Below are 24,419 nucleotides of genomic sequence, written 5' to 3' on the forward strand. Positions count from 1 at the left end.
CTGCTTACCGCACAAAAAAACGCCCCAACACTGGAGCGCTAACGTTAAAATTTGATCTGAATATATAATACGACCGCAGCAAATAGCCCCGTCGCAACAAAACAAAAACCACGACCTAATAATGGAGAAAAATCCTCTTTTTGAATCATCTCGTTGATCGGCTTTTCAAAACTATAACCAACCCACCACACTAACAAAATCAAGGCAAGTTGGTTGAATAACCCGATACTATTGAAGTAACAAACGATTCCAAAAACGATGATCACTTCTAGCACCGTCATCGGATATTGCTTTAGTTTAGCTAACATAATTTTCTCTCTCATTCATGTAATTCCAAGGGTAAGCCATCTGGATCAAAGAAAAAGGCCATCTTTTTACCATCAAAATCATCAACTCTGACATTTTCACATTTGACCCCTAGACTTTTTAAACGCGCGATCTCTTGGGCAACATCACGACATTTAAACGCCAAGTGCCGTAAGCCTCGTGCTTCACCAGTTTTTCCACTTACTCGTTTAGGGGCATTAGGTTTGATAAAAAGTTCTAATACCAACCCATCTTTGACCACATTTAATAAGATATCATCTTTTTCGGGGCGAAGATGCTCATCTCTGATTTTAAAACCTAATTTATTTACATAAAAATCAACTGCTTGCTCACGATCACTACAAATGATCGCAATATGATGAACTAATTGTGTCATTGTTCTTCTCCGATACATTCCAAATGTGTGCCTTGCTCATCAACGACACCGTAGACACGTTTACCGTTACAATCACCCAGATCAACTTTACCATATAAATGTTCTAAATCGGTGATCTCAACGCCTTGCATTGCTGAACGCAAGAAACGGTGCACGATTTTCATTTCTTTTTCGCGCAGATCTGACTTTTCAACCGCCTTTGCTAACGTATAGCCTTCATCAATAAAATGTTTGATCGAGCCTACTTTATATAGCATCTCCCAACTATACTTACGCACAGAATTTTTATCACCTGAAAGTGATCGAATGTAACCCCGCTCTTCCCAGTAGCGTAGTTGGCGTCCAGTCACTCCAGTTATCTTACACATATCGCCGATCCCAATGCGGATGTCTTGGAAAAAGTGTGGCTTATGCATCTTTGGTCTTGTCTCACTCATAAACATCTAACCCCCATATTTTTATCCTAATTTGATTGTAGTGTTTTTTACCAGTTTGTCAACTAGCTTGACATGTATGGTAATTAGGTTTATAGTTATCATCGCTACAAATGATTATTATTTAAGATAAAATTTAAAAAGGAGTGATTTTTCATTGGAAACTTCCACCAAACCGACCGATACTTACGGAAATTCCTATAACCGTAATCTTTTAGTTTTAGTTTTAATGGTCGGCTCTTTTTGTACTATTTTAAACAGTACCTTGATGAACACAGCCTTTCCAGCAATTATGAAAGATTTTTCAATCTCAACTGCCTCAGTACAATGGCTAACGACCGGCTTTATGATGGTCAATGGGGTCATGATCCCAATCTCTGCTTGGTTGATCAACCGTTTCAGTTCTAAAGTCATGTACTTGTGGGCCATGTCGACGTTTCTAATTGGGACGCTTGTGGCCTTTTTTGCTCCAAATTTTGGTTTCCTTTTAGCAGGACGTTTGATCCAAGGGCTAGGCGTGGGTGTTTCCATGCCACTTTTACAGACAATCATGCTCTCGATTTTTCCACCAGAAAAGCGTGGGGCTGCCATGGGGACCGTGGGACTAGTCGTGGGACTTGCACCTGCGCTTGGACCAACTCTTTCCGGTTGGATCGTTGATAACTGGGATTGGCGGATGCTCTTTTTGATGATGGTACCGATCGTAGTTACCGTGATCATCTTAGCCTTTTTCTTTATGAAAAGTGTTATTCCAAATACCGACCAAAAGATCGATCTGATCTCTGTGATCACTTCGACGATCGGTTTTGGTGCATTACTTTATGGATTCTCAACTGCAGGTAATGATGGCTGGACCGATATTTACGTGCTTTTATATCTCGCACTTGGTGTGATCTTTGTTGTTTTATTTGGATTACGTCAATTGAAAATGGACGAGCCATTTCTTGATATTCGTGTCTTTAAATACGGTGAATTTAGTTTAGCTGCCGTCTTAAGTGGGGTCGCTAACTTAGCCTTAGTTGGTTCAGAAATGGTCATCCCGCTTTACATCCAAAACATCCGCGGTGAATCAGCCTTTCATTCTGGTTTGATCTTATTGCCAGGGGCGTTAGCAATGGGTGTGATGTCACCGATCACTGGTCGTTTATTTGACCGCTATGGGGCTAAATTCATGGCGATTGCTGGGATGACAATGCTTACTTTAGGTTCGATCCCATTTCTTTTCATCACTAAAGAAACATCAATTTTGTTTGTCATTGTCTTTTATGCGATTCGGATGTTTGGGATCGCCGCCACAATGATGCCAGTCACGACTTCAGGGATGAACGTCTTACCATTTAACAAGATCTCCCACGGGACAGCGGTAAACAACACCTTTAGACAAGTGCTCAGCTCGATTGGGACTGCGATCTTGATCTCAGTATTAAGTTCAGTTACCAAAAATTCGATGCCATCAGCAACGATGCTCAAAGAAACTCCGCTCAAATATGCTGACCATGCTACAAATGCGGTCTTAAGCGGTTATCATGCAGCATTCTTTATCTCTGCTCTCTTTGCTGCCTTAGCTTTGATCTTTGCTTTCTTCTTAAAGAAAGGCAACAATGCACCCAAGACTTTAGTAAAGGAGGATAAATAATGAGTATCATCCTCTTAATTTTGGCCACGATCTGTTTCTTTTGCTTTACCGTTTTACCAATGATCAAACACCGTGTGATCTATGCGGTGATCAGCTTACTAGTGATGCTTACTTGTGGTAGTTTGATCATTTTAAACGATTCCTTTAACTTTGGGATGCAAGTTGAAACGACTAAAACCACTAAAAGTTTAGCCTCATCTGCATCTAAAGACCTAGATGTGTTGTTGTATCAACCACTTGGAACTAAAAATGAACGGGTCTATCTCTATAAGACCGATGCTGATGCTAAAAAACCAACGGCTACTAAGACTACCGATTCGGTCGCAAAATACACGACCAATGCTAAAAAAGCCACTTTGGTCATCACTGAAGAACGTTACGTTTATAAAAATAGCTGGACTAAAACATTTTTCGGGATCTTAAATAACAGTGGTCGCTTGAAAAAACGGACTTATAACTTCCAAATTCCAAATGGTTGGTATGTTTTAAGTACTAGCCAAGCTAAAGCATTGCAAAAACTTATTAAGCAACATAAAACGCAAATGCAACAAGACATTGCCCAAGTCATTCAAGCTGAATTAGCGACAGAATTGCAAAAAAATCCGACAATGTCTAGTTCTGAACGGGAAAGCTTAGTGAAGAAATTACAACAAAAAGCAACCAAAGAAACGCTTGATAAGTTAGTCGCAAAAGTTAAAGCTTCAAAATCTTAACTGAATTTTAAGTCATCCTTACAGACAAATTTAATTAATCGGTCTATAGTATAAGACAGTATTAAAAGTTAATACTCCTCCGTTCTTTAGAGAAAGGAACTATGTACTATGAATAAAGATGATATTGTTTCAGCCCAGGTGATCGACGTTAAAGCGCAAAAAATCACCGTTAAAACTGAAGAAAATGAAGTTATCGAAGTGTCGCGTCCAAAAAGCACGATGCGTGACACCTTGTTTTTAAAAACAATGACAGATATTTTAAAGAGTGGGCTGTGGATCCCAGTAAATAAAAAACTCAAACAACTTTTACGGTATGATTGGTTTGAAACACCGATCGAAAAATACTCGTTTTAGTGCTTAAAAAAGCGATACTAGTTCAATTATGGGCTAGTATCGCTTTTATTTTTTTGATAAATTTAGCCAAACCAAATATTTGCATATGCGATCCCGTCAACCCCTTTTTGAAAAGCTTGGCGCGTAAAAGTCGTTAATTCAGTGACGATTGCTTCTTGGCTACGAGTAAAGTGCGTTTTTTTAGCTAATGATAACCTTGAAAAATCTTTTTTCATTTGTGCGATCGCATCAGGCACCTGCTTATATTTTTCAGAAGTTTTAGTGGGAACGTTTATCTTATTGTAAGCGACTTGAACTGCCTTTTTAGCTTCTTGACTATCAAGTTCATCAGATAGTTTGGACAAAAACTCATTTATCTGTTGGATATTTTGAAGTTGGATTGCTTCTTTCATGCTCGTTTCCTCCATTCCCACTCGTTAAATCGCTTACATTATACATTTTTTTAACTTTCTTGGCTAATTTAACTTTTTTGATTTTGGCACAAAAAAATACCCGTTAAGTGTAACACTTCGCGGGTAAAGTAACAGCTAGAATTTAGGCGAGTCCACCAATAACTCGTTATTTTCCTCTAACTTTTGTGCAATGCTTTGGATAAAGCGCACAGCTTGTTGATAATCTTCCGTTGACATATTCATGTTTCTAAAGCAACTTGTCACTTGGCTTTTGATCTCGTCTTCCAACTCGAGAGCTTTATCCGTCAAAGTGATGTAAACTTTACGTCCATCTGCTTTAGTTTTTGTTCTGGTCACCCAGCCATCTTTTTCCATTCGTTTTAATAATGGCGTTAAAGTCCCTGTATCCAATTTCAAACGTTCACCTAAGTCACGAATGATCATCGCATCTTTTGTCTCCCATAAGACCAAAAGTGTGATGTATTGGGCATAAGTCAATTTATACTTTTTCAAAGCATCAGTATAAAAACGGTTATAAAAGCGTTGTGCGGTGTAGATCGAAAAACATAATTCGTCTTCTAAATGCTTGGGTGTGTGCTCTAGCATAGTCAAAATCCTCTCTTTAGTTCTTCCTTAATTTTCCAGCATCTGCAGGTTCCACAACAACCAACCGACGTGGTTCATTACCACTAGAGTAAGTCTTGACTTCTGAATTCTTAGCTAAAGCAGAATGGATGATCTTGCGTTCAAATGACGGCATTGGATCTAATTGTTGGCGCCTATGTTGGGTGATCGCATCACGTGCAACTTTATGTGCTAAAAATTGCAACGTCTCTTTTCTTCGTTCACGATACCCTGCTGCATCTAAAATCACTTGCATCTTCCTTTTGCTCTTCCTATCCAAATAATCTTGTGCCAGCAGTTGTAAAGCATTCAACGTTTTTCCATGACGTCCGATCAAGCTTCCTTCTTGCTTTGTTTCAAAATTATACGTCACGACTCGTCTCTCCACCTCGACGTCGATCGTTGTTTTGATTCCCATCTTTTGCGTGATATCTGCTAAGTAATAGCCTAACTCATGCAGATATTTCTCCAAATCTTCGACCTTTTGTTGGGTGGACGTAGGTCTTTTTTGGTCAGCAGATGCTTGTTTTTTAGTCGCTGGTCGTTTTAAAGTTATCTCCACTTCAGCTTTGCGCTTGCCTAAGCCAAAAAAGCCACGTCTTCCTTCGCTGATAACTTTTATGTTGACTTGCTCTTGAGTTTTATGTAATTCCTCCAAGCCAGCTCTGATCGCATTTTGTGTCGTTTTGCCCCAAAATTTCACAGCATTCCCCCCTCAAACAGAAAAGTAATCAACAAAAATAGCAGACATCTAGTCCGCAACTCACTAGTAGTATAGCATACTTATATTGCGTTTCACACAACATTTCATTAAAAAACGCTCTTATCTTAAAAAACATTCAAAATCGCCAAAATCACAACCACTTACAGCGGGTTATTTCGCCAACTATGCTATAATTTAAAGCGTACAAAATACATTTTATCAAGAGAGGATATGAGGATATGGGTTCAATGAATACGTATACGCTTGAAAATGGGGTCAAGATCCCGGTTTTAGGCTTTGGTACTTGGCAAACACCTGCCGGACAAACAGCCAAAGATGCAGTAAAAGCAGCACTTGATGCTGGATTTACACATATTGATACTGCTGAAATGTACGGCAATGAAGCAAGTATCGGCGAAGCCATCAAGGAAAGCGGTGTTGCGCGTGATGAACTTTTTATCACCAGCAAATTAGATAATCAAGCTCATTCATACGATCTTGCAACGGCTGCCTTGGAAAAATCACTCGCCGATCTTCAAACTGATCATTTAGATCTATTTTTGATCCATTGGCCTAATCCCAAGGCTTTCCGCGATGAAAATTGGGAAGAACATCTCCAAGATACATGGCGTGCCCTTGAAGATGCTTACAAGGCTGGTAAAGTGCGTGCAATCGGTGTTTCTAACTTTAAACCAAAGCACTTTGAAGTTTTAGCACAAACGCAAACAGTCAAACCAATGGTCAACCAAATTCGGATCTGCCCAGGGGATCTTGATCAAGAAACAATCGCCTACTGCCAAGCAAATAACATCTTATTAGAAGCTTACAGTCCATTTGGCACTGGTAAGATCTTTACCGATAAGACTTTAAATGCTTTGGCGGAAACATTAGACCAGTCAGTTGCTCAGATCTGCTTACGTTGGTCTTTACAACATGGCTTTTTACCACTACCAAAATCAGTTCATCCCGACCGGATCAAATCCAATACGGAAGTTTTTGATTTTGAATTGACCGAAAGTGAAATGCAACAAATCGATGACCTTACTGGGATCGCAGGTTATGCTACCGATCCAGATACGGCCGACTTTTAATAGGGGGCTTTTTAAATGGGGAAAAATACCACAGTTAATGAAGAATTACTAAAAGATGATCTCTACCAAGCAGTCAACGGTGAATGGCTCAAAACAGCAGTCATTCCAGCCGATAAAGCTACTACCGGTGGCTTTGCCGATCTGTCTGACAAGATCGAAGAAACTTTGATGGCTGATTTCCAAGCCATGCTTGATTTAAAAGTTACACCTGACACACCCGAAATGGCTGAATTTATCAAGTATTATCACTTGGCTTCAGACTTTACGACGCGGGACCAAGCAGGCTTTGAACCCGCCAAGAAGTATCTAGATCAGGTACTAGCTTTAAAGGATCTAAAACAGTGGCAAGAAAAGTTACCAGAACTCTTTTTAGCTGGCTATGACTCACCAGTAGTTCTTTATGTTTCTCCTGATATGAAAGATACGAAGCACTATGCTTTACACGCAGATGTGCCGTCACTTTTCTTACCAGACAAGACGTATTATACAAAAGACAACGAACAAGCACAGGCTTTATTGCAAGTATTGCAACAAATGCTAACGGAGCTCTTTAAAAAAGCTGGTTACGCTGATGACTTTAGTCAAAAAACGATCGCTCAAGCATTAGCCTACGATGCAAAACTGGCACCATTCCAAAAAGATAGTACCGAACGCGCTGATTATGTGAAATCATACAATAAATACAGTTTTAGCGACTTTGAAAAATTTAGTACTCACCTAGATTTTTCTCAAATCGTGACCGGACTTGTCGGTGAAGTGCCAGAAAAAGTCATCGTGACTGAACCTAAGTATTTTGAAGCCTTAGATCAATTAGTTAACCCGGAAAATTTTGCGGAGTTAAGAAGTTGGCTCTTTGTGAAGACTATGCTTGATCTAACTGGCTTTTTAAGCGATGAGATCCGCGTCTTAGGTGGGACATATTCCCGCGCACTGTCAGGCTCAAAAGAAGCGATGAAGCCCCAAAAGGCAGCTTATTATTTAGCTTCAAATCAATATAGCCAAGTCGTTGGTCTTTATTACGCCCATAAATATTTTGGTAAAAAAGCTAAGGCTGATGTTTATCAAATGGTCGAAAAAATGATCGCGGTCTATAAAAAACGGCTCCAAGAAAATACGTGGTTGAGCGAAAATACGCGCAAAAAAGCCATCGTAAAACTTGATGCTTTAGGGATCAATGTTGGTTATCCTGACAAATTAGATCCCCTTTATCAAAAATACAAAGTAGATCCTAAATTAAACTTAGTCGATAATGCCGTAAACTTCACTAAGATCGCGATGAAACGTCACTATGAACGATTACATGAAGAAGTTGATCGGACTCGGTGGGAAATGCCAGCCCACATGGTCAACGCTTACTATCATCCTTCATTTAACGTCATCGTCTTTCCAGCAGCGATCTTACAAGCACCATTTTATAGTTTGACACAATCATCAAGCGCAAACTATGGTGGGATCGGTGCTGTGATCGCCCACGAGATCTCCCATGCCTTTGATAACAACGGAGCTCAATTCGATGAACATGGTAATCTCTTTAACTGGTGGACCGAAGATGATTTGACCCATTTCCAAAACTTAGCCCAAGAGATGATCGCCCAATTTGATGGCTTAGAAACTACCGCTGGTCCAGTCAACGGTAAGCTAGTTGTCTCGGAAAATATCGCCGATGCAGGTGGTTTAAGTTGCGCCTTAGAAGCGGCTAAAAGTGAACCAGATGCTGATCTGCGCGAATTTTTCATCAACTGGGCGCGCATTTGGGGCTTAAAATCATCGCCAGAACGGGAAAAACTCTTATTGGCGATCGATGTCCATGCTCCTCATGTCTTGCGGGCTAACATTCAACCCCGAAATCTCGCTGATTTTTACACCGTCTTTGGGGTCAAACCCGGCGATGGGATGTATTTAGCGCCTGAAAAACGGATTCATATCTGGTAATCCAGAAATAAGCTAGTCGTCAAATACGACTAGCTTATTTTTTTACCTAATTTCAAAAATAATGCAAATGTTCATTTACAAAAATTGATCTCAGCGTTATTTTAAGAAAAACTCAACTAAAGGAGATGACCAAAATGTGGCATAAATTTGTGTTAACTGTCCGTTTTCTCTGGTATCTTGTGCTCAGTTGCTTAGTCTGTTTAGTCTTGACCTTTATTTTCAATGATTGGAGTTTATTTCCACAAAAATTTTATCATTTCCAGTGGTACCACCTTTATTTAGGGGGAACGCTACTTTGTTTACCTTTCTTTCGCTTACGTCATCCTCAGTTATTTAGTGCCGATGACGATTTCGTCTCTTACCGCCAAAAAGCACTTGATCATTATCATCAAGATAAAGCAAGCCACTATCGCGGTGGCCGTTGGACAACTAGTAATGTCCACACTGACCCGTTTGAATATACTTCTAACTACACACAATCCTATGATTCTTCCATCGGTGTTTCATATAGTTTTGCGAAAAGTCTTTTCATGAGCGCAATATTTCTTCTTTTTGCGCCTTTATTTTACCTCGGTCTTTATTTACGCACCCACAAAAAAAGCGGTTAGTCCACTTGGACTGACCGCTAATTCTCATTATCAGGATCTAAGACCATTGCTTCAGCTAAAGCAACTTCATTATATAACGCATATAATTCACTAGCATCCATATTTTCATCTTCTAATAGTTCGGCTAAATACTCACGTTCAATATAAAATGACCAAAGTAATGCCTGTTGTTCTAAAAAACGCTCAGTCTTATCAAAAGCCGGTCGCCGTGAAACATAAAACCATTGTTGCCAAAATTGACGTAAACTTGTTTCCGAATTTTGATCACGTAGGTCATAAATGACACTTTGCTTGACCTTATGTGGTAAATACATCTGCTCAACTTCACTGATCGCGCGATTGATCATTTCTTGCCGATATTTAGAAAGCATCCCACTATCACGTTCTTCTCGTGGCAAAATAAACCGGAAAAGTAAAGTCGGCACTGCCATACTCAACACGATCATCACCGATTCAGACATAATGACTAAATTAAACTGATTAGAACTCAAGCCTAAACCAGCGGCCATAAAAACTAGTGCCAACGTGACTGCTCCGTGGACTCCTCCTAGTGCAAAGATCAACGCACTTTTATGGCCACGTTTCAAGACTAATAAGGTATATAAATAGCGTACAAGTAAGTTAACACCGTATAAGATGATCCCAGCAATGATCCAGATCCAAGAAGAAAATGTCACATCTTCATCTAGAATTATCCTCATAAAGTTCAACCCTAAAATGATAAATACTGCATTATTAAGCAGTTCTTGTAATAAAACGTAGATCCCATTTCCCAAATAGATCTGATGCATATCACTAAAACGACTCCGTTGCGCCTCACTATTGTGCAATAAGCCCGCACATACAACTGCGATAATACCTGAAACATGAATCTCTTCGGCGAGGATATAGATCACAAATGGCAAGGCGACGGCTAACATGATCTGTGCATTGACCGCATTATCAAACGGCAAGCGTAGCATCGCTTGACGAAAAAAGATCGTAATAAATGCAACTACTGCACCAAATAAGGCGCCCCCGATCGCAGCGATCAAAAATTCGGTGATCGTCTTACTGTAGCTGATACGGCCATGTACCAACAACAAGACCGTTGCATTCAATAAGATGATCCCAGAAGCATCATTGAATAAAGCTTCTAGCTTCAACAGATTTTTTTCGCCTCGCGGTAATTTTAACCCTTCTGAAACTGACTCAGTCGCAGTAGCATCAGTAGGCGTACTGATCGCAGCCATTACGAGTGCTAACGGCAAACCGATCCCGGTAAAAAATGAAAGCGATAGTCCAGTCAAGATCATACTGATAAATACTAAGACGATCACGATCCCTAAGATCGTTTTTAATTTATGCCCGACCCGATTCAAATGCATCGCAAAACCTTCAAAAAATAGTAGTGGCGCGATGATCGTGACCATGAACAATTCTGGCTCGAATTCTGGTACCATATTATTGAAAAATGGGATACAAGCAATGATCATCCCGACTACCATGCTGATATAATTGCCCGAGATCTTTGGAAAAAACTGCGCAAGAATACTGGCCACTACCGAAGCAAAAAACAATAGCAACCAGCCACTTGATCCATGCATAATGATCCCCCTATCATTTTTCTTTTATCATAGCAAACAAAACGTTATCCTTACCAGAATAGCGCTCATCTTAGGAACTTAATACCTTATTGTTTTTAATTTTTCTGCTAAGAAAAAACCAACGGCTCCCCCAACAGCTCCTTGGATCATATTTGTCATGATCCCCAAAAGACCTGCTTGGATCCCATACAATAAGCTATCAGCAACAAAATAACCCCATACTAGCACGATCAAACCGAAAATATAGGCTAATAATTTAGAGCGTAACGAAGCTTGCGCTACTTTCCCGACGATCCCCCCTTGGGCAGCATGAATGACTAAAGAATATAGCATATATTGCGGATAACCACTTATCAGATCCAACAAAAAACCACTCAGCCCCCCAACAAGTGCGCCACTGCGAGCACCATAAAGCAAAGCAGCTAAAAAGATCCCTGCATCAGATAGATTGATATTTCCATGCGTAAACGCGAGGGGGATCAAAAAAACTCGTGCGATCACCACATTGACCGCTACGATCAATGCAAGTGTTACTAACTGTTTTAACTTCATCACTTAGCACTCCCCCTAGTTAATTTTGCTAATAGCGGCCCTAAAACAATGCCATGGGTGCGTTCGCTCGCTAACTGTGCAGTCTCTTTTAAAGCTTCATAAGTCAAGTGCGTCGCTTGCTTGATCGCTTGCTCAAATACTACTCCTTGCCGTAAAAATGAGGCAAATAAGGCCGAAAAAACATCACCACTACCATAAAAATGACCCGTTAACCTCGGAAATAAGCAAGTTGCTAATTTGCCATCAGCTAGCCAAACACATCCTTTTTTACCTGCTAACTCCACTCCTGTGATAACGACTTGACCCTCTTTTTTTAAATATGTTGCACAGCGCTTCAAAAGCGTGATCAATTCAGCTTCAGTTGGTGTTGGTGATAATGAGGTCTGGGTCAATAAACAAGCTTCGGTCAGATTAGGTGTTGCATAGTCTGCTACTTGAAGTAGCTTTTGTTGTAACCTTAGATGTCTGTCGTCTAAATTCGGATAAAATTTTCCCTCATCTGCAAAGGCAGGATCGATCACGACAAGCGCTAATTCGTTTTGTTTTAAGTAGGTATAAATGTCTTCTCCGATCTGAGGATCATCTAAATAACCAACTAGTGCAGCCGTGATTCTGATATTTTGGTCCTGCCAATGTCTAAAAACATTTTTTACCCAGAAACGACAGTCAAGTTTTACTGGCGTGCCGAAACCTTCACTTTGAGTGGAAAGTAAACTCGTGGGTAAGATCGCTACTGGGATCTGTTGAATTTCAAAAAGCGGGATCGCCACCGCTAAGGAAAGGTTGCCGATCGCTGAAAGATCTTGCGCAATAAGCATCTTTTCACTAAAATCTATGTGGCTCACTTCGTTTCCCCCTACCTGTTATTATTTACTATTAGTTAGTTACTAACTATAACTTTTTTAATTAAAATTGCAAGTGTTTGTGCTCTTAAATTGCTGAACATATCCTCTTTTAACAACTTACGATTCCAAAAGAAAACGTTTTCTTAAGCTGAAAAAAATGGTATACTGCAAGTGTGGGAGTAGCAACATTCAAATTATAAAAGGGGGACTTTTTATTATGACAAAAGTAGCACTTATTACTGGTGCAGCTCAAGGGATCGGACGTGCGATCGCACAACGCTTAGCCAATGATGGTTTTTCAGTTGCTGTCGCTGACCGTAACCTTGAAGCTGCAAAACAAACAGCTTTTGAACTTACGACTGACGGCAAACATGCGGTCGCAATGTATATCGATGTAGCCGACAGAGATAGCGTCTATGAGGCAGTCCAAAAAACATATAATGCTTTTGATGGTTTTGATGTTCTCGTTAATAATGCTGGAGTCGGACCGACGACTCCGATCGAAACGATCACCCCAGAACAATTTGATCAAGTTTACCACATCAATGTTGCTGGTGTCATCTGGGGGATCCAAGCCGCGCTTGAACAGTTTCGTAAGAAAAAAAGGATCAACAAGCAAATTATTGGCAAGATCATCAACGCCACCTCACAAGCCGGTGTCGTTGGTAACCCCAATTTATTACTCTATAGTGGTACTAAATTTGCGGTCCGGGGGATCACTCAAGTCGCAGCACGTGACTTGGCCAAAGAAGGGATCACGGTAAATGCTTTTGCACCTGGGATCGTTAAAACTCCGATGATGTATGATATTGCACATCGTGTTGGTGAAAATGCTGGTAAAGATGATGAATGGGGCATGCAGACCTTTGCTAAAGACATTGCCTTAGAACGCTTATCTGAACCAGAAGAAGTTGCAGCTGCGGTCGCCTTTTTAGCAAGTAAAGATTCAGATTATATCACTGGGCAGACTTTGATCGTTGATGGCGGGATGCAATTCCATTGAGCCATAATATTTCAGCGTAAATTTATCATCAACACCAGTAAAAAAAGCTCCCTAATACTTAGGGAGCTTTTTAGTGTGCACGTTTGCAACTAGTTTACTTGGTCAAGGAAACATTGGACCATACCCAATAACTTTTTTCTGGATCTAAAGTATAACCTTTTACTTTCTTAGATACCGGATAAGTATAATACTCAAAATCTCGGGGAACGACATAAGCTTCTTTATTCATGTAAGCTTGCCATTTATAGAATTGTTTAAGTTGATAATCCTGATCAAAGGCTTTTTCTGAGCTCAATGAATCGATCAAAGCTGTATTTTCTTTAGTGGTAAAATGAGCAAAATTATAAGGTGAACTAGTTGCATAACTTTTAGCTTCATGCGTTGGGGCGCCGGTGATATCCCAACCACTCATCCATAGATCCCAACCTTTACCGTCATTGAGCAATTCTTCGGTAAAAGTATTGAAATTTTGGATCCGGTCGTCTTTTAGTTTTACTTTGACACCGATCTTTTTCCACTGTTCCATGTAATTTCGTGCTACCAACGCATCACCATCATATAAGAACCGCAAGGTGAATTTTTTACCATCAGGCAACGTCCGATAACCATCTTTTTGCATTTTATAACCAGCTTTATCTAACAAATTATTAGCTTTTTTTAAGTTCAACGGATATCCTTTTTGGCGGTGGTCATTCCACTTACCTAAGGCATCTGGGATCAGCGTATTTCCACGATATCTTATGCCATGATAGAGTTTTTTATCGAGCTGTTCAGTATTCATCGCATATGCCATCGCTTGACGTAAGGTACGATCGCGAACAGGAGTCTTACGATCCATCACACTATTACCGTCTTTATCAGCATGACCAACTTTAAAGCCTAAATAAGTATAAGTAAGTGCTTTTTCACCTAAAACCTTGTAGTCTTTAAGATTTTTGATCTTATTATAGACCCCCGGTGATTCCTTTAATAAGATATCATATTTATGTGCTTTCAGAGCCGAAACAGCCTTATTAGTAGCAACTAATTCAACTGTGATCTTATCGAGCTTAGGTTTTGGTCCCCCATAGTATTTATTAGGTACCCATTCGATCGATTCACCTTTAACGATATTTTTCATTGTCCAAGGACCGTAAAAGAGCGGATGTTTTTGGACCTTATCACTTGAGGCTAACTGATCAAAAGGAACATCTTTTAAGTAATGATATGGTTCTACGACATCTACAATATAGCCTGAGCCAGAAAAATACATATCAGGTGTCATCTTTTTATAGTGCAAAACGACCGTTTTATTATCTTTTTCCTCAACACCAGAAATATGGTCCGCTTGACCGTTATGATATTCTTCCATTCCTTCGATATCTTTAACTTGATCGTTATAAGAAGCTGAATCTGTTTGCTTATTAGCGATAACTTCATACGTATACGTAAAGTCTTTAGCTTCTACTGGATGACCATCTGACCAATTAACATTTTTTCCGATTTTGACTGTCGCCGTTTTTTCTTTACGATCAAAAGAAACGTCAGCTAGACCACCTTTAACATAACGATAATTTTTATCGACCTTAAATAGATCTTGCCAACCAAAACCAGCTACGTCAGCTGTTGGTGAATCTGATTGCAATTCATTAGCAAAAACACCCTTAAATGCACTGTCACTCACATAGCCGACCCGTAAAGTCCCCCCTTTCAAGCTTTTTTTATGATTTGTATATGTTGTCGGAAAGCTTAGTGCCTGAACATCACTTACAAAAGTTGCACTCAAAACAACACTTGTAGTAAGTGCTACTAAACCTTTCATTAACCCTTTATTTTTCATATTTTTCCCTCTAATCTATTCTCTTTTAACAAAAATATATGTTGTATCATTTGAAAGTTCTGCCTCAAAACGATACCCTAATTCGTTAAAATTCTGTAACTGTATTAAATCCTCTACCTTTTTTTCTGCTAAATAACGTACAAATTGTCCCCGCGCTTGTTTAGCATGAGTTGCTTTTTGAACTAACTTTTGTCTTTTAGGATCATATTCTTTAAACTCACAGGTAATGAAAATATCGGTTGGCTCAAGATATTTAGTAATTACCTTAGCGTATTCCTTTGAAGCTAAATTAACTACTGGTTCTCCGGTCTTAAAAAGTTCATCGTATAGATCTTGCCCCCAAAAATGATATAGATCATGTGCCCCAGCAAAATCGATCTTAGCTCCCATCTCAAGACGATATTTGACGATCCCGTCAAATGGACGCAAGATCCCATACAAACCTGAAAGGATCCGCAAATTTTTAGCTAAATAATCTAAGTCTGGTCGTGTCAATAGATCCGGTGCCAATGAACTGTACTGTAAGCCCACATACGAGAATAAGGCTGGCGTAACTTGGTGAGTAAGCTTTGTGCTTTGTAATTCTTGATAATTACTCATAGCTAATTTTTCACTACATTGCCAAACTTCTTTTACTTGTTCATAAGAAAGTCCTTGTAACCAAGAAAAGAGCGTTTGCGCCTTAGACAAGAGAACTGGTTTTGTCTGGGCCGAAAAATCAGCCGTTGCATCATACATTTTTTTAGCGGGTGAAATAATTATCTTCAAAGTCTTCATTCCATTCTTTTTTACCCAAATTTTAACATATGCTGTTTCACATGAAACATTGGAAAACTTTTACCCGCTATTTAGCTATTTTCTAAAAATCAGTCCGTTACTTTTCCTCTCCCCATTTATGTTTTTACCCAATAAAAAAATATTTATTTTTAACCTAACCTTTGCCGAGCATCAAAAGCTCGCCGAATAACATTACCAACATAGCTGATCCCCACACAGATAAATAAGATCACTAACGCAGCTGGTAGCCAGACCCACGGTGCACCAGTAATAACTTCTGGGTCTTGCGCTAACCCGATCAATGTACCTAAACTCGGCACAGAATCAGGTAAGCCAAAACCTAAAAAGCTAAGTCCCACTTCGATCCCGATATTTGAAGTTAAATTCAAGATCAGATCAACGATGATCAGTGAACTCATATTTGGTAAGATCTCAAACAACATGATTTTCCACGAGCGCATCCCCGAAGTTACCGCAGCAAAAACATATTCTTTTTGAGCTTCCGCTAAAGTTTTAGACCGGATCAACCGAGCTGTTCCGACCCAAAGAAAAGACGAAACAATCAAAATAAAATCTAAAATACTGTAATTAGGTATGATCGAAACAAGGACAATGATCACCATGAGCATTGGTAAGATCATCATAAAATCTAAAAAGCGCATCATTACATTGTCAACGACTCCACCATAATATCCGGCGACCAACCCAAAAACGATCCCGATAACTTCAACGATACACGTAACTGCGATCCCAATGTTAAGTGAGTTTCTGACACCTAAGACAAGATATTGGAACACGTCTCTTCCCCCTGAATCAGTTCCCAATAAGTGTCCATCTTTTAGCGGTGCGCTATATCCATTTAAAAGGTCGATATGCATGACTTGTTTTTGATTTAAAGCCAACGCATAGCCATAGACAAGTAAAATAAGACCAACTAAAAAAAATAAGAAAAATGTCGCACCTTTGTCGTGTTTAAATTCTCGTAAAATCACGTTAAAATTTGTATCATTACGTACTTTTTTTGATTTTTTCACACGCGGTTCCCCCTCACTCTATCCGAACACGCGGATCAACGATACTTAAAATAATGTCTGAAAGTAACGATCCTATCAGCGTTAAGATTCCATAAAGTAAAACAAGTGCGGTGATCACTGAATAATCACGGTTCATGATCGAATCCATAAATAGTAGCCCCATGCCAGGATAATTAAAGATCTGCTCTACAAAGATCGAGCCCCCTAATAATCCTGTGATCGAATATCCTAAAAAAGCAGCGATCGGCAACAGTGAATTCCTAAAAATATGACGCTTAAAGATCTGTTTTTCTGGAACGCCCTTAGCACGTGCAGTTTTAACATAATCTTGATTTTTATTGTCGATCACTTCACTGCGTAAATATTGCACAACTGAGGTCACACTGATCAACGCCATTAAAATTGCCGGTAAGATCATGTGCTTGAGCCGACTTAATAAGTATGACAAACCACCTGTTACATCGACATCAACAGAGCCAGATGTTGGAAACCAGCCTAACTTGTAGCCAAATAACCACACACCCAATAAGTAAAAAACAAAAGCTGGGATCGCATAAGCTACAAAAGTATAAAACATGATGAAATTATCCAGTTTTGTATTTTCATAGCGTCCAGCGGTCAATCCTAATGGGATAGCCAATAAATAGCTTAATATCATCGTGATCAGCGACAGCCACAAGGTATTCCACATCCGTGAAGCGATCAAAGTACCGACTGGTGTTTTAAACTGATAACTGATCCCTAGATCTCCGTGAAACATTTTGACTATCCAGTGGTAGTACTGAATGTACCAAGGATCATAAACACCAGCTTTGATACGCAACTGCTCAATTTGGGCAGCTGACGTTTGTGGGGTGACCATTCCTGTAAATGGATCACCGGGCATTAATTTGGCTAAAATGAAGATCAAAATGCTCAATAAAATAATTTCCGGGATCATCACCAAGAGTCGCCGTAAAATCGTTTTCCACATATTGCTTTACTCACAATAGTTCACAAGAGTCCACCGCTTTTGCCTGATGAACAAGAAAGTTCTATCTTCCCCTTTCTTTGATTTTTTCAACTCCTATCCACTCTTGCACTTTAACTTTCTTGTGGATAATGGTCATTCTTTTTTTAAAGCTACCGCATGCGTTTTAGTGATTTGTTCTAACGGATATACATGTCCATTTTTATCGTAATAATCCTCTTTTAACGAATCATATTCACACTCTAACCGTTGGCGTTCATCGCGATGCTTTTTCCGCAATAAAACATTAGTCTGTGGGATCGCAGCTAATAGTCGTTTAGTGTAAATATGTAGGGGATCTTCATAAATATCATCACGTGTTCCTACTTCAACAAACCGTCCCTTATGCATGATCGCTAATCTGTCACACATATGATGTACGACACCTAGATCGTGTGAAATAAATAGATAAGCCACACCATATTTTTCCTGAATATCTTTCATGTAATTCAAAACTTGTGCTTGAACGGATAGATCCAAAGCTGAGACTGGCTCATCAGCAATGATCAATTTAGGTCTAGGTGCAACAGCACGGGCAACTCCGATCCGCTGCCGTTGTCCTCCAGAAAATTGATAAGGATATTTATATAGTGCTTCTTCATCCAGTCCTACCGTTTTCAATAATTCTACAACTCGCTTTTTTAGGGCCACACCTTTTAAATTTTCAAAGTTTTTAAGTGGTTCCCCGATAATATCGATAATTTTTTTCTTAGGATTTAGACTCGATAATGAATCTTGAAAGATCATTTGTACTTCTTTGTTATACTGCATCTTTTTACGGACATGCTTATCAGTCACATCCTTACCAGCATAAGTGATCGTACCTGACGTAGCTTCTAGTAATCCTACTAAAGTTTGACCGATCGTTGATTTTCCCGAACCAGACTCTCCGATCACGCCATAACTTTCTCCTGGTTTGATATCGAATGAAACACCATCAACCGCATAAACATAGTCATTTACATGCTTAAACATACCTGAACGCACCGGATAGTAGACACATAGATCTTTAACTTTAAGTAATTCCTCCATCATAGCCCATCTCCTCTCTTTTTCATTCTTGTGAGAATTTAAAATCTTTCCAACAAACACATCTCACATAATGTCCCTCAGCTACTTGATGCATTTGGGGCTCACTTTCATGCGGAAGCTTACTTAGCCATGACACCCGTTTAGAAAAGCGACAGCCACTATGCTCCATATTTTTTAATGAAGGTACCATCCCTTCGATCACGTATAATTTATCTCGTACTTTGTCTGCCTGTGGCATCGAACGTAAAAGCGAACGTGTATACGGATGTTTCGGCTCAGTAAAGAGCTGTTGAACGCTTCCTGATTCGACCACTTGACCAGCATACATCACCGCTACTCGATCGGCCATTTGGGCAACAACGCCCAAGTCATGGGTGATCAAAATGATCCCTGCATGATTTTCTCGTTGGATCTTCATCAAGAGATCCAAGATCTGTGCTTGGATCGTCACATCAAGCGCCGTTGTTGGTTCATCGGCAATGATCAAATCTGGTTTACATGCGATCGCAATGGCAATGATCACCCGTTGACGCATCCCACCAGAAAGCTCATGTGGATATTGCTTTGCAACACGTTTGGGATTTTGGATCCCTACTTGTGAAAGTAATTCCTGCACACGCAAATCTTTTTGCTCTTCGCTTAAGGTGGTGTGTAAAGTTAGACTTTCTTTGATCTGGTCAGCAACCCTCATCAATGGATTTAAAGCGGCTAATGGATCTTGGAAGATCATCCCGATCTTTTCTCCGCGGATCTGATCCATTTCCTGAGCACTCGTGCCGACTAATTCTTGATCACGATATTTGATACTTCCTGAGATCTTTGTTTGTTTTTCGTTGTAAAGTCCGATAATACTAGTCGCTAAAGTACTTTTACCACAGCCGGATTCCCCGACGATCGCTAAGATCTCATCTTCATTTACATTTAGGCAAACGTCATCAAGAGCATTATAGTAGTGCCCATCAACTTTAAAAGCAGCATTGACATTTTTCATTTCTAACAACATGCTCTTCCCTCCTAAAAATTGGTCAAGTGAATTTTTACCAATTTTATTTACTAAATTTATTTTTGTCAATGGTTATTTTACTAAACAAATTTACTTTAAAGCTAAATTTTCCCTAAAAGACGCTTGAACAAGAGATGCGTTTAAACCTTTGTCTACTAATATATTTACTAAATAATCACTACCTCATTTTAGCCTGAATATTAGAAAATGATTATCAATATTTCTCAATAATTTCATTTTCACGTCAAAAAATATTGAGATTTACTAAAAAAAGTAATTGACAATCTAAATAAAAGGTTGTAAATTTAGTTCAACAATAAATATCAGCGAACGCAGTGAGAAAGACAAGTAACTCTAAATGCGCCTAAAAGCGAGCTCCGTGTGGTGAAAGGGAGCAGGTCGACTTTAGAGTGAAAAATCACTTTCGAGCGTTGTGTCGAACGAAAGTTTTTTAGTAGATACTCTGGGTACACCCATTACAGTGTTAGCATATCGCCCTATTCTAGATCACGGGCCGTATGTGAAAGGTGAACGTAGCGAGGCGTTCATAAAACAAGGTGGTACCACGCTCGACAGGCGTCCTTGGACTAGCAATCTAGTCTAAGGGCGCTTTTTCTTTTAGTTCCGATATTTGCCGTGTAACTAAAGTAACTGATGACACTACATCGTGGCATCAAGAAAAGGAGCAAAAAATATGAATGACGGAAATAAAAAAATGACTTTCAAAGATTATGCTGTTGTTAGTTCATTACTTTTTGGGCTATTTTTCGGAGCTGGTAACTTGATTTTCCCACTCCATTTAGGACAATTAGCAGGTCACAATTGGGGGCCTGCAGCCCTAGGATTTTTAGTCACTGGGGTTCTCTTACCTTTACTCTCGGTCTTAGCGATCGCGATCACCCGTGCCAAGGGAGTCTATGATGTTGGACTTCCATTAGGGACAGGCTTTGCCTTAGTCTTTATGGTCTTGATCCATGCCACGATCGGTCCACTTTTTGGGACACCAAGAACTGCAACGGTCGCTTACTCTGTTGGATTAAAGCCATTTTTAGGAGCTAACAATAGTTGGGGGTTACTTTTATTTTCAGCCCTATTCTTTACCGCAGCCTTTGCTTTTTCCTACCGCGAAAATGATATCTTGGCTAACGTTGGGAAAGTCCTAAATCCACTCTTCCTCACTTTGCTTACCTTAGTCTTTCTCGTTGCTTTCGCTAATCCGCTTGGTTCGACGGCTACAGCACCAGTCACCGCAGCTTATTCGAATCTCTCAAATGCCTTGACCAACGGCTTTTTAGAAGGTTACAACACAATGGATGCCTTAGCTGGCCTTGCTTTTGGGGTCACCGTTGTTACAGCCATCCAACAAATGGGGCAAAAAGACCCGAAACATGTCTCATTAGTGACTGCTAAGTCTGGTTTCTTTTCTATGGGTGCCGTTGCCTTGATCTATTTACTTTTGATCTTGCTTGGTGCAATGTCACTGGGTCAATTTAAGTTATCTCCCGAAGGTGGCACGGCTTTTTCTCAAATCGTCACTGCTTATGCAGGCCCACTAGGACAAGCTGTTTTAGCTGCTCTTTTGACTGTAACTTGTTTAACGACCGCAGTTGGCTTAGTAGCAGCTTTTGCGCAAGACTTCCACAATCATTTTCCCAAAGTTAGCTACCATGTTTGGCTCTTTTTAAGTTGTTTCTCGTCATTTTTAACAGCTAACTTTGGACTTGAAACGATCATCGCCTGGTCAACTCCAATGTTGATGTTCTTATACCCACTCTCAATGGTCTTGATCTTGTTGTCAGTCTTTTCACCGCTCTTTAAACGTGATGGCGTTGTTTACTTAATGGTCGTTGTCTGCACCGTTGTTCCTGCATTCTTCGATATGGTCGTTGCCTTTCCCAAAGTTGTTAGCCAAAGTGCATTTGGGCTTAGCGTTGCTGGCTTACGCTCCTATCTTCCGTTAGCAAGCATCGGTATGTCTTGGGCAGTCCCAGCCTTGGTCGGCTTAGTGGTGGGCTTATTGCTCCACTTTGTTCGTCGTGGAAAATTACCAGAAATGGTCAGTGAATAACTTTTCCTACTATATAAATACGCAAAAAAAGTCAGCAGTTTTTTTCTGCTGACTTTTTTTCTACTATATTATTTTTATTTAAAACTCAAACCTAATAAACTGATGATCACAAAAGTCATCCCACTTGCAATCACGGGTCCAGCGGCGACACCACGCAAGAAAACGACTCCCAAGATCGTCCCAAAGACGAGTGCGACCGTGACTTGTGGCGTTGCAGCTAATTGATCGACCCCATAGCGTGATAAAATCGCCACTAAGATCCCACAACCAACTGCAATCCAGCCGGCCGGCATCTTAAAGGCATCAACCAAGTCTTTAAAAGTGATCTCGCCCGTTGCGATCGGAATCAAGATCGCCACCGAGATGACTGTAACGCCCCAATTGATCCCTTTATCTTGAATAAGCGGGAACCATTTTTCCGCTAATGGTGGCAATAATTTGATTACCATGACCACTAAAGTTGCAATGATCAAAGAGTTGTTTTTTCCAAAAAACGAGACTGCTAAGATCAGTAATAAAAATAACCATGTTTCCATTTATAATACCTCGATCCTTTTTTACATAATCAAATCATAACAAATTTTCCCGGGAAATATCACCCACCTTAACTTGACAAAATTAGGATAATTTTTTACACTAAATAATCATTAGTTAGCTAGCTAACAAATAATTTTAAGGGGGCCTTTTTCATGACTAAAACAACTGGCCGTGTCATTATTAATACTGCTAACCAATTGACTAAAAACTTTGGTAATTTCGCCAAAAAATACGGTCTAACTGGGACGCAGATGGAAATTATTGATTTTCTTGCCAGTAATGAAAAAGAAATATATTTCCAATATGATCTAGAACGTGAATTTAATATTCAACGCTCAACCGCTACGGTATTGTTACAACGCATGGAAAAGAAAGGCTTAATTGAGCGTCAACGTTATCCTGGAGATGCACGGCAAAAGGTAATAACGCTTAAGCCCAAAGCACAAAAACTAGTCCAAGAGTGTCAAAAATTTCTTGTAGCCGAAGAAAACGCGCTCCATCAACGTTTTTCAGCAACTGAAATTGATACCCTTAAACGAATTTTAGCTTTTTATATGGAGGAATAAATATGTCTCAGACTAAACTTTCACCCCGTATTTTCTTAGCAGTTTTAGCTGCTGGGATCATGTCATTTTGTGGGGTGACAGTCGAAACCGCGATGAACATCGCATTTCCTACGCTGATGCGCCAATTTTCTATCAATACATCTACCGTGCAATGGATGACAACGATCTACTTATTAGTGATCTCGATCGTTGTCCCCCTTTCAGCTTACTTAAATCGGTCTTTTACTACCCGTACGCTATTTCTTACGGCTAATCTATTTTTCTTGTTAGGGTTGTCGATCGATGCCTTTTCACCTAGCTTTACGTTTCTATTAGTGGGACGTGCGATTCAAGGTATTGGTACTGGGATCGCCTTACCATTGATGTTTAATATTATTTTTGAGCAAGTCCCACCACAAAAGATCGGGGTGATGGTCGGTTTTGCGATGCTTATTGTGGCGGTCGCTCCTGCTTTAGGCCCAACTTTTGGGGGCATCGTAGTTTCAACGCTTGGATGGCATTACATCTTTATCTTGAATTTACCGCTCGTGATCATTTCGCTTGGTTTGGGGATCTTTTCGATCAAATCAAGCCACAAACCTACTAAAGAAAAATTTGATATTATTAGTTTTCTCGCGATCATCGCTCTTTTTGCTGGGCTGATTTTAGGGATCAATAACTTAGCCCAACATCCCCTTTTATCCGTTTATGTTAGCTTTTCACTAATTATCGGACTTTGCGGTTTAGGTGTCTTGATCTACCGTTCAAATCAGCTTGAAAATCCACTGATCGACCTTACTTTATTTACTAATTATCGCTTCACGGGACATATCGCTGCCTATTTCAGCTCTCAATTAATGCTTTTAGGTTTAGCATTTTTACTTCCTAACTATGTTCAATTGGTCAACGGTTCTAGCGCAACGATCGCTGGCTTATTAGTTTTACCTGGGGCCGTTTTAGGTGCGATCTTAGCACCACTTTCAGGACGGCTTTTAGATAAAGCAGGCGCACGTAAACCAATTTTACTTGGTGCGATCTTGTTTATCATTTCTATGATCTTGTACGTTGTTTACGCCTTAAATCTTTCAAACTTCTTAGTCGCCTTCTTCTATATCATCTTTATGTGCGGCTTAGGTGTTTCATTTGGTAACATTATGACCAGTGGCCAACAAGGGTTAAGTCGGAAACAACAAACAGATGCCAATGCTCTCTTTAATACGCTGCAACAATTTGCCGGTGCGATCGGGGTCACATTAGTTTCTTTGATCGTTGAACTTAGTCAAAGTAACAGTTCTGTTTCCTACGCTAAAGCAACGGCAATCGGAAGTCGCAATGGTTTTATCGTTTTATTGATCCTAGCAATAATTCAATTAGTGATCCTCTTTTTCGCAGTCAAACCCGTCGATAAATAAAAAAATC

General features: G+C 39.8%; 26 protein-coding genes and 1 other annotated feature. Of the genes, 10 read left to right on the forward strand and 16 right to left on the reverse strand.

Features of this window, described 5'->3' with window-relative positions; genetic code table 11:
* Positions 1–44: 44 nt before the first annotated feature.
* From FC32_RS00970 to FC32_RS00980, 3 genes are read right to left on the reverse strand one after another with little or no spacing between them, the layout of a single operon-like run.
* Positions 45–323: a hypothetical protein gene (locus tag FC32_RS00970; protein WP_155891445.1), complete on the reverse strand. Its 279-nt coding sequence runs from the start codon at positions 321–323 to the stop codon at positions 45–47.
* On the reverse strand, positions 320–703 hold the full coding sequence (gloA2, locus tag FC32_RS00975) for an SMU1112c/YaeR family gloxylase I-like metalloprotein (protein WP_025087017.1): 384 nt from the start codon (positions 701–703) through the stop codon (positions 320–322). Before gloA2 ends, FC32_RS00970 begins: the two co-directional genes overlap by 4 nt.
* Entirely contained in the window at positions 700–1,140 is a 441-nt protein-coding gene (locus FC32_RS00980) for a MerR family transcriptional regulator (protein ID WP_025087016.1), read from the reverse strand. Before FC32_RS00980 ends, gloA2 begins: the two co-directional genes overlap by 4 nt.
* A 154-nt stretch (positions 1,141–1,294) precedes the next feature.
* Between FC32_RS00980 and FC32_RS00985 the strand changes: the two genes are divergently transcribed.
* The 3 genes from FC32_RS00985 to FC32_RS00995 all read left to right on the forward strand — a co-directional run bounded on the left by FC32_RS00985 (position 1,295) and on the right by FC32_RS00995 (position 3,840).
* Entirely contained in the window at positions 1,295–2,773 is a 1,479-nt protein-coding gene (locus tag FC32_RS00985; protein WP_056957196.1) for an MDR family MFS transporter, read from the forward strand.
* Positions 2,773–3,486 carry a DUF4811 domain-containing protein gene (locus tag FC32_RS00990; protein WP_025087015.1) on the forward strand — a complete coding sequence of 238 codons (714 nt, stop codon included), beginning with the start codon at positions 2,773–2,775 and terminating at the stop codon, positions 3,484–3,486. Before FC32_RS00985 ends, FC32_RS00990 begins: the two co-directional genes overlap by 1 nt.
* Positions 3,487–3,594: 108 nt before the next feature.
* A complete protein-coding gene (locus FC32_RS00995; RefSeq protein ID WP_056957197.1) occupies positions 3,595–3,840 on the forward strand; it encodes a hypothetical protein in 246 nt (81 codons plus the stop codon).
* A gap of 62 nt (positions 3,841–3,902) precedes the next feature.
* On the opposite strand, the gene FC32_RS01000 is transcribed toward FC32_RS00995, so the two are convergent.
* From FC32_RS01000 to jag, 3 genes are all read right to left on the reverse strand, one after another.
* Positions 3,903–4,232 (reverse strand): hypothetical protein, encoded by a 330-nt coding sequence (locus FC32_RS01000; protein ID WP_025087014.1) that lies wholly within the window; start codon positions 4,230–4,232, stop codon positions 3,903–3,905.
* A 135-nt stretch (positions 4,233–4,367) separates the two neighbouring features.
* Positions 4,368–4,838 carry a MarR family winged helix-turn-helix transcriptional regulator gene (locus FC32_RS01005; protein WP_025087013.1) on the reverse strand — a complete coding sequence of 157 codons (471 nt, stop codon included), beginning with the start codon at positions 4,836–4,838 and terminating at the stop codon, positions 4,368–4,370.
* A 16-nt stretch (positions 4,839–4,854) separates the two neighbouring features.
* Positions 4,855–5,559, reverse strand: coding sequence for an RNA-binding cell elongation regulator Jag/EloR (gene jag / locus FC32_RS01010; protein ID WP_025087012.1), 705 nt, complete (start codon positions 5,557–5,559; stop codon positions 4,855–4,857).
* Between the two features lie 239 nt (positions 5,560–5,798).
* On the opposite strand from jag, the gene FC32_RS01015 reads away from it, so the two are divergent.
* The 3 genes from FC32_RS01015 to FC32_RS01025 all read left to right on the forward strand — a co-directional run bounded on the left by FC32_RS01015 (position 5,799) and on the right by FC32_RS01025 (position 9,190).
* Positions 5,799–6,650 carry an aldo/keto reductase gene (locus FC32_RS01015; protein WP_025087011.1) on the forward strand — a complete coding sequence of 284 codons (852 nt, stop codon included), beginning with the start codon at positions 5,799–5,801 and terminating at the stop codon, positions 6,648–6,650.
* A gap of 15 nt (positions 6,651–6,665) precedes the next feature.
* Positions 6,666–8,582, forward strand: a complete 1,917-nt coding sequence (locus tag FC32_RS01020; protein ID WP_056957198.1) for a M13 family metallopeptidase — start codon at positions 6,666–6,668, stop codon at positions 8,580–8,582.
* A 134-nt stretch (positions 8,583–8,716) separates the two neighbouring features.
* Positions 8,717–9,190, forward strand: coding sequence for a hypothetical protein (locus FC32_RS01025; RefSeq protein ID WP_025087010.1), 474 nt, complete (start codon positions 8,717–8,719; stop codon positions 9,188–9,190).
* Positions 9,191–9,207: 17 nt separating this feature from the next.
* On the opposite strand, the gene FC32_RS01030 is transcribed toward FC32_RS01025, so the two are convergent.
* The 3 genes from FC32_RS01030 to FC32_RS01040 all read right to left on the reverse strand — a co-directional run bounded on the left by FC32_RS01030 (position 9,208) and on the right by FC32_RS01040 (position 12,173).
* Positions 9,208–10,776 (reverse strand): cation:proton antiporter, encoded by a 1,569-nt coding sequence (locus FC32_RS01030; RefSeq protein WP_025087009.1) that lies wholly within the window; start codon positions 10,774–10,776, stop codon positions 9,208–9,210.
* 78 nt (positions 10,777–10,854) lie between these two features.
* Entirely contained in the window at positions 10,855–11,328 is a 474-nt protein-coding gene (locus FC32_RS01035; protein ID WP_025087008.1) for an ECF transporter S component, read from the reverse strand.
* The gene (locus FC32_RS01040) at positions 11,328–12,173 is read right to left on the reverse strand and encodes a PfkB family carbohydrate kinase (RefSeq protein ID WP_235722488.1); all 846 of its coding nucleotides are present in this window, start codon (positions 12,171–12,173) and stop codon (positions 11,328–11,330) included. The genes FC32_RS01035 and FC32_RS01040 overlap by 1 nt, the downstream gene beginning before the upstream one ends.
* 217 nt (positions 12,174–12,390) lie before the next feature.
* On the opposite strand from FC32_RS01040, the gene FC32_RS01045 reads away from it, so the two are divergent.
* Positions 12,391–13,176 carry a (S)-acetoin forming diacetyl reductase gene (locus FC32_RS01045; RefSeq protein ID WP_056957199.1) on the forward strand — a complete coding sequence of 262 codons (786 nt, stop codon included), beginning with the start codon at positions 12,391–12,393 and terminating at the stop codon, positions 13,174–13,176.
* Between the two features lie 94 nt (positions 13,177–13,270).
* On the opposite strand, the gene FC32_RS01050 is transcribed toward FC32_RS01045, so the two are convergent.
* The 6 genes from FC32_RS01050 to FC32_RS01075 all read right to left on the reverse strand — a co-directional run bounded on the left by FC32_RS01050 (position 13,271) and on the right by FC32_RS01075 (position 19,850).
* A complete protein-coding gene (locus tag FC32_RS01050) occupies positions 13,271–14,995 on the reverse strand; it encodes an ABC transporter substrate-binding protein (RefSeq protein ID WP_025087004.1) in 1,725 nt (574 codons plus the stop codon).
* A 15-nt stretch (positions 14,996–15,010) separates the two neighbouring features.
* Positions 15,011–15,763 carry a peroxide stress protein YaaA gene (gene yaaA / locus FC32_RS01055; RefSeq protein WP_025087003.1) on the reverse strand — a complete coding sequence of 251 codons (753 nt, stop codon included), beginning with the start codon at positions 15,761–15,763 and terminating at the stop codon, positions 15,011–15,013.
* Positions 15,764–15,921: 158 nt separating this feature from the next.
* A complete protein-coding gene (locus FC32_RS01060) occupies positions 15,922–16,806 on the reverse strand; it encodes an ABC transporter permease (RefSeq protein ID WP_025087002.1) in 885 nt (294 codons plus the stop codon).
* Positions 16,807–16,819: 13 nt separating this feature from the next.
* Positions 16,820–17,779 (reverse strand): oligopeptide ABC transporter permease, encoded by a 960-nt coding sequence (opp4B, locus tag FC32_RS01065; RefSeq protein WP_025087001.1) that lies wholly within the window; start codon positions 17,777–17,779, stop codon positions 16,820–16,822.
* 132 nt (positions 17,780–17,911) lie between these two features.
* Positions 17,912–18,847, reverse strand: coding sequence for an ATP-binding cassette domain-containing protein (locus FC32_RS01070; RefSeq protein WP_056957200.1), 936 nt, complete (start codon positions 18,845–18,847; stop codon positions 17,912–17,914).
* A gap of 22 nt (positions 18,848–18,869) precedes the next feature.
* On the reverse strand, positions 18,870–19,850 hold the full coding sequence (locus FC32_RS01075) for an ABC transporter ATP-binding protein (protein WP_035459705.1): 981 nt from the start codon (positions 19,848–19,850) through the stop codon (positions 18,870–18,872).
* Between the two features lie 326 nt (positions 19,851–20,176).
* Positions 20,177–20,437 (forward strand) — a binding site (T-box leader).
* A gap of 107 nt (positions 20,438–20,544) precedes the next feature.
* On the opposite strand from FC32_RS01075, the gene brnQ reads away from it, so the two are divergent.
* Positions 20,545–21,918: a branched-chain amino acid transport system II carrier protein gene (brnQ, locus tag FC32_RS01080; protein WP_025086999.1), complete on the forward strand. Its 1,374-nt coding sequence runs from the start codon at positions 20,545–20,547 to the stop codon at positions 21,916–21,918.
* Positions 21,919–21,992: 74 nt separating this feature from the next.
* Here brnQ and FC32_RS01085 read toward each other — a convergent pair whose 3' ends face one another.
* Positions 21,993–22,454, reverse strand: coding sequence for a DUF441 domain-containing protein (locus FC32_RS01085; protein ID WP_025086998.1), 462 nt, complete (start codon positions 22,452–22,454; stop codon positions 21,993–21,995).
* A 153-nt stretch (positions 22,455–22,607) separates the two neighbouring features.
* Here FC32_RS01085 and FC32_RS01090 point away from each other — a divergent pair, with 153 nt between their 5' ends.
* Positions 22,608–23,021 carry a MarR family winged helix-turn-helix transcriptional regulator gene (locus tag FC32_RS01090; protein ID WP_025086997.1) on the forward strand — a complete coding sequence of 138 codons (414 nt, stop codon included), beginning with the start codon at positions 22,608–22,610 and terminating at the stop codon, positions 23,019–23,021.
* A 2-nt stretch (positions 23,022–23,023) separates the two neighbouring features.
* Positions 23,024–24,412 carry a DHA2 family efflux MFS transporter permease subunit gene (locus FC32_RS01095; protein ID WP_025086996.1) on the forward strand — a complete coding sequence of 463 codons (1,389 nt, stop codon included), beginning with the start codon at positions 23,024–23,026 and terminating at the stop codon, positions 24,410–24,412.
* Positions 24,413–24,419 lie beyond the last annotated feature (7 nt).

It is taken from the genome of Ligilactobacillus apodemi DSM 16634 = JCM 16172, assembly GCF_001434405.1.
GTDB lineage: Bacteria > Bacillota > Bacilli > Lactobacillales > Lactobacillaceae > Ligilactobacillus > Ligilactobacillus apodemi.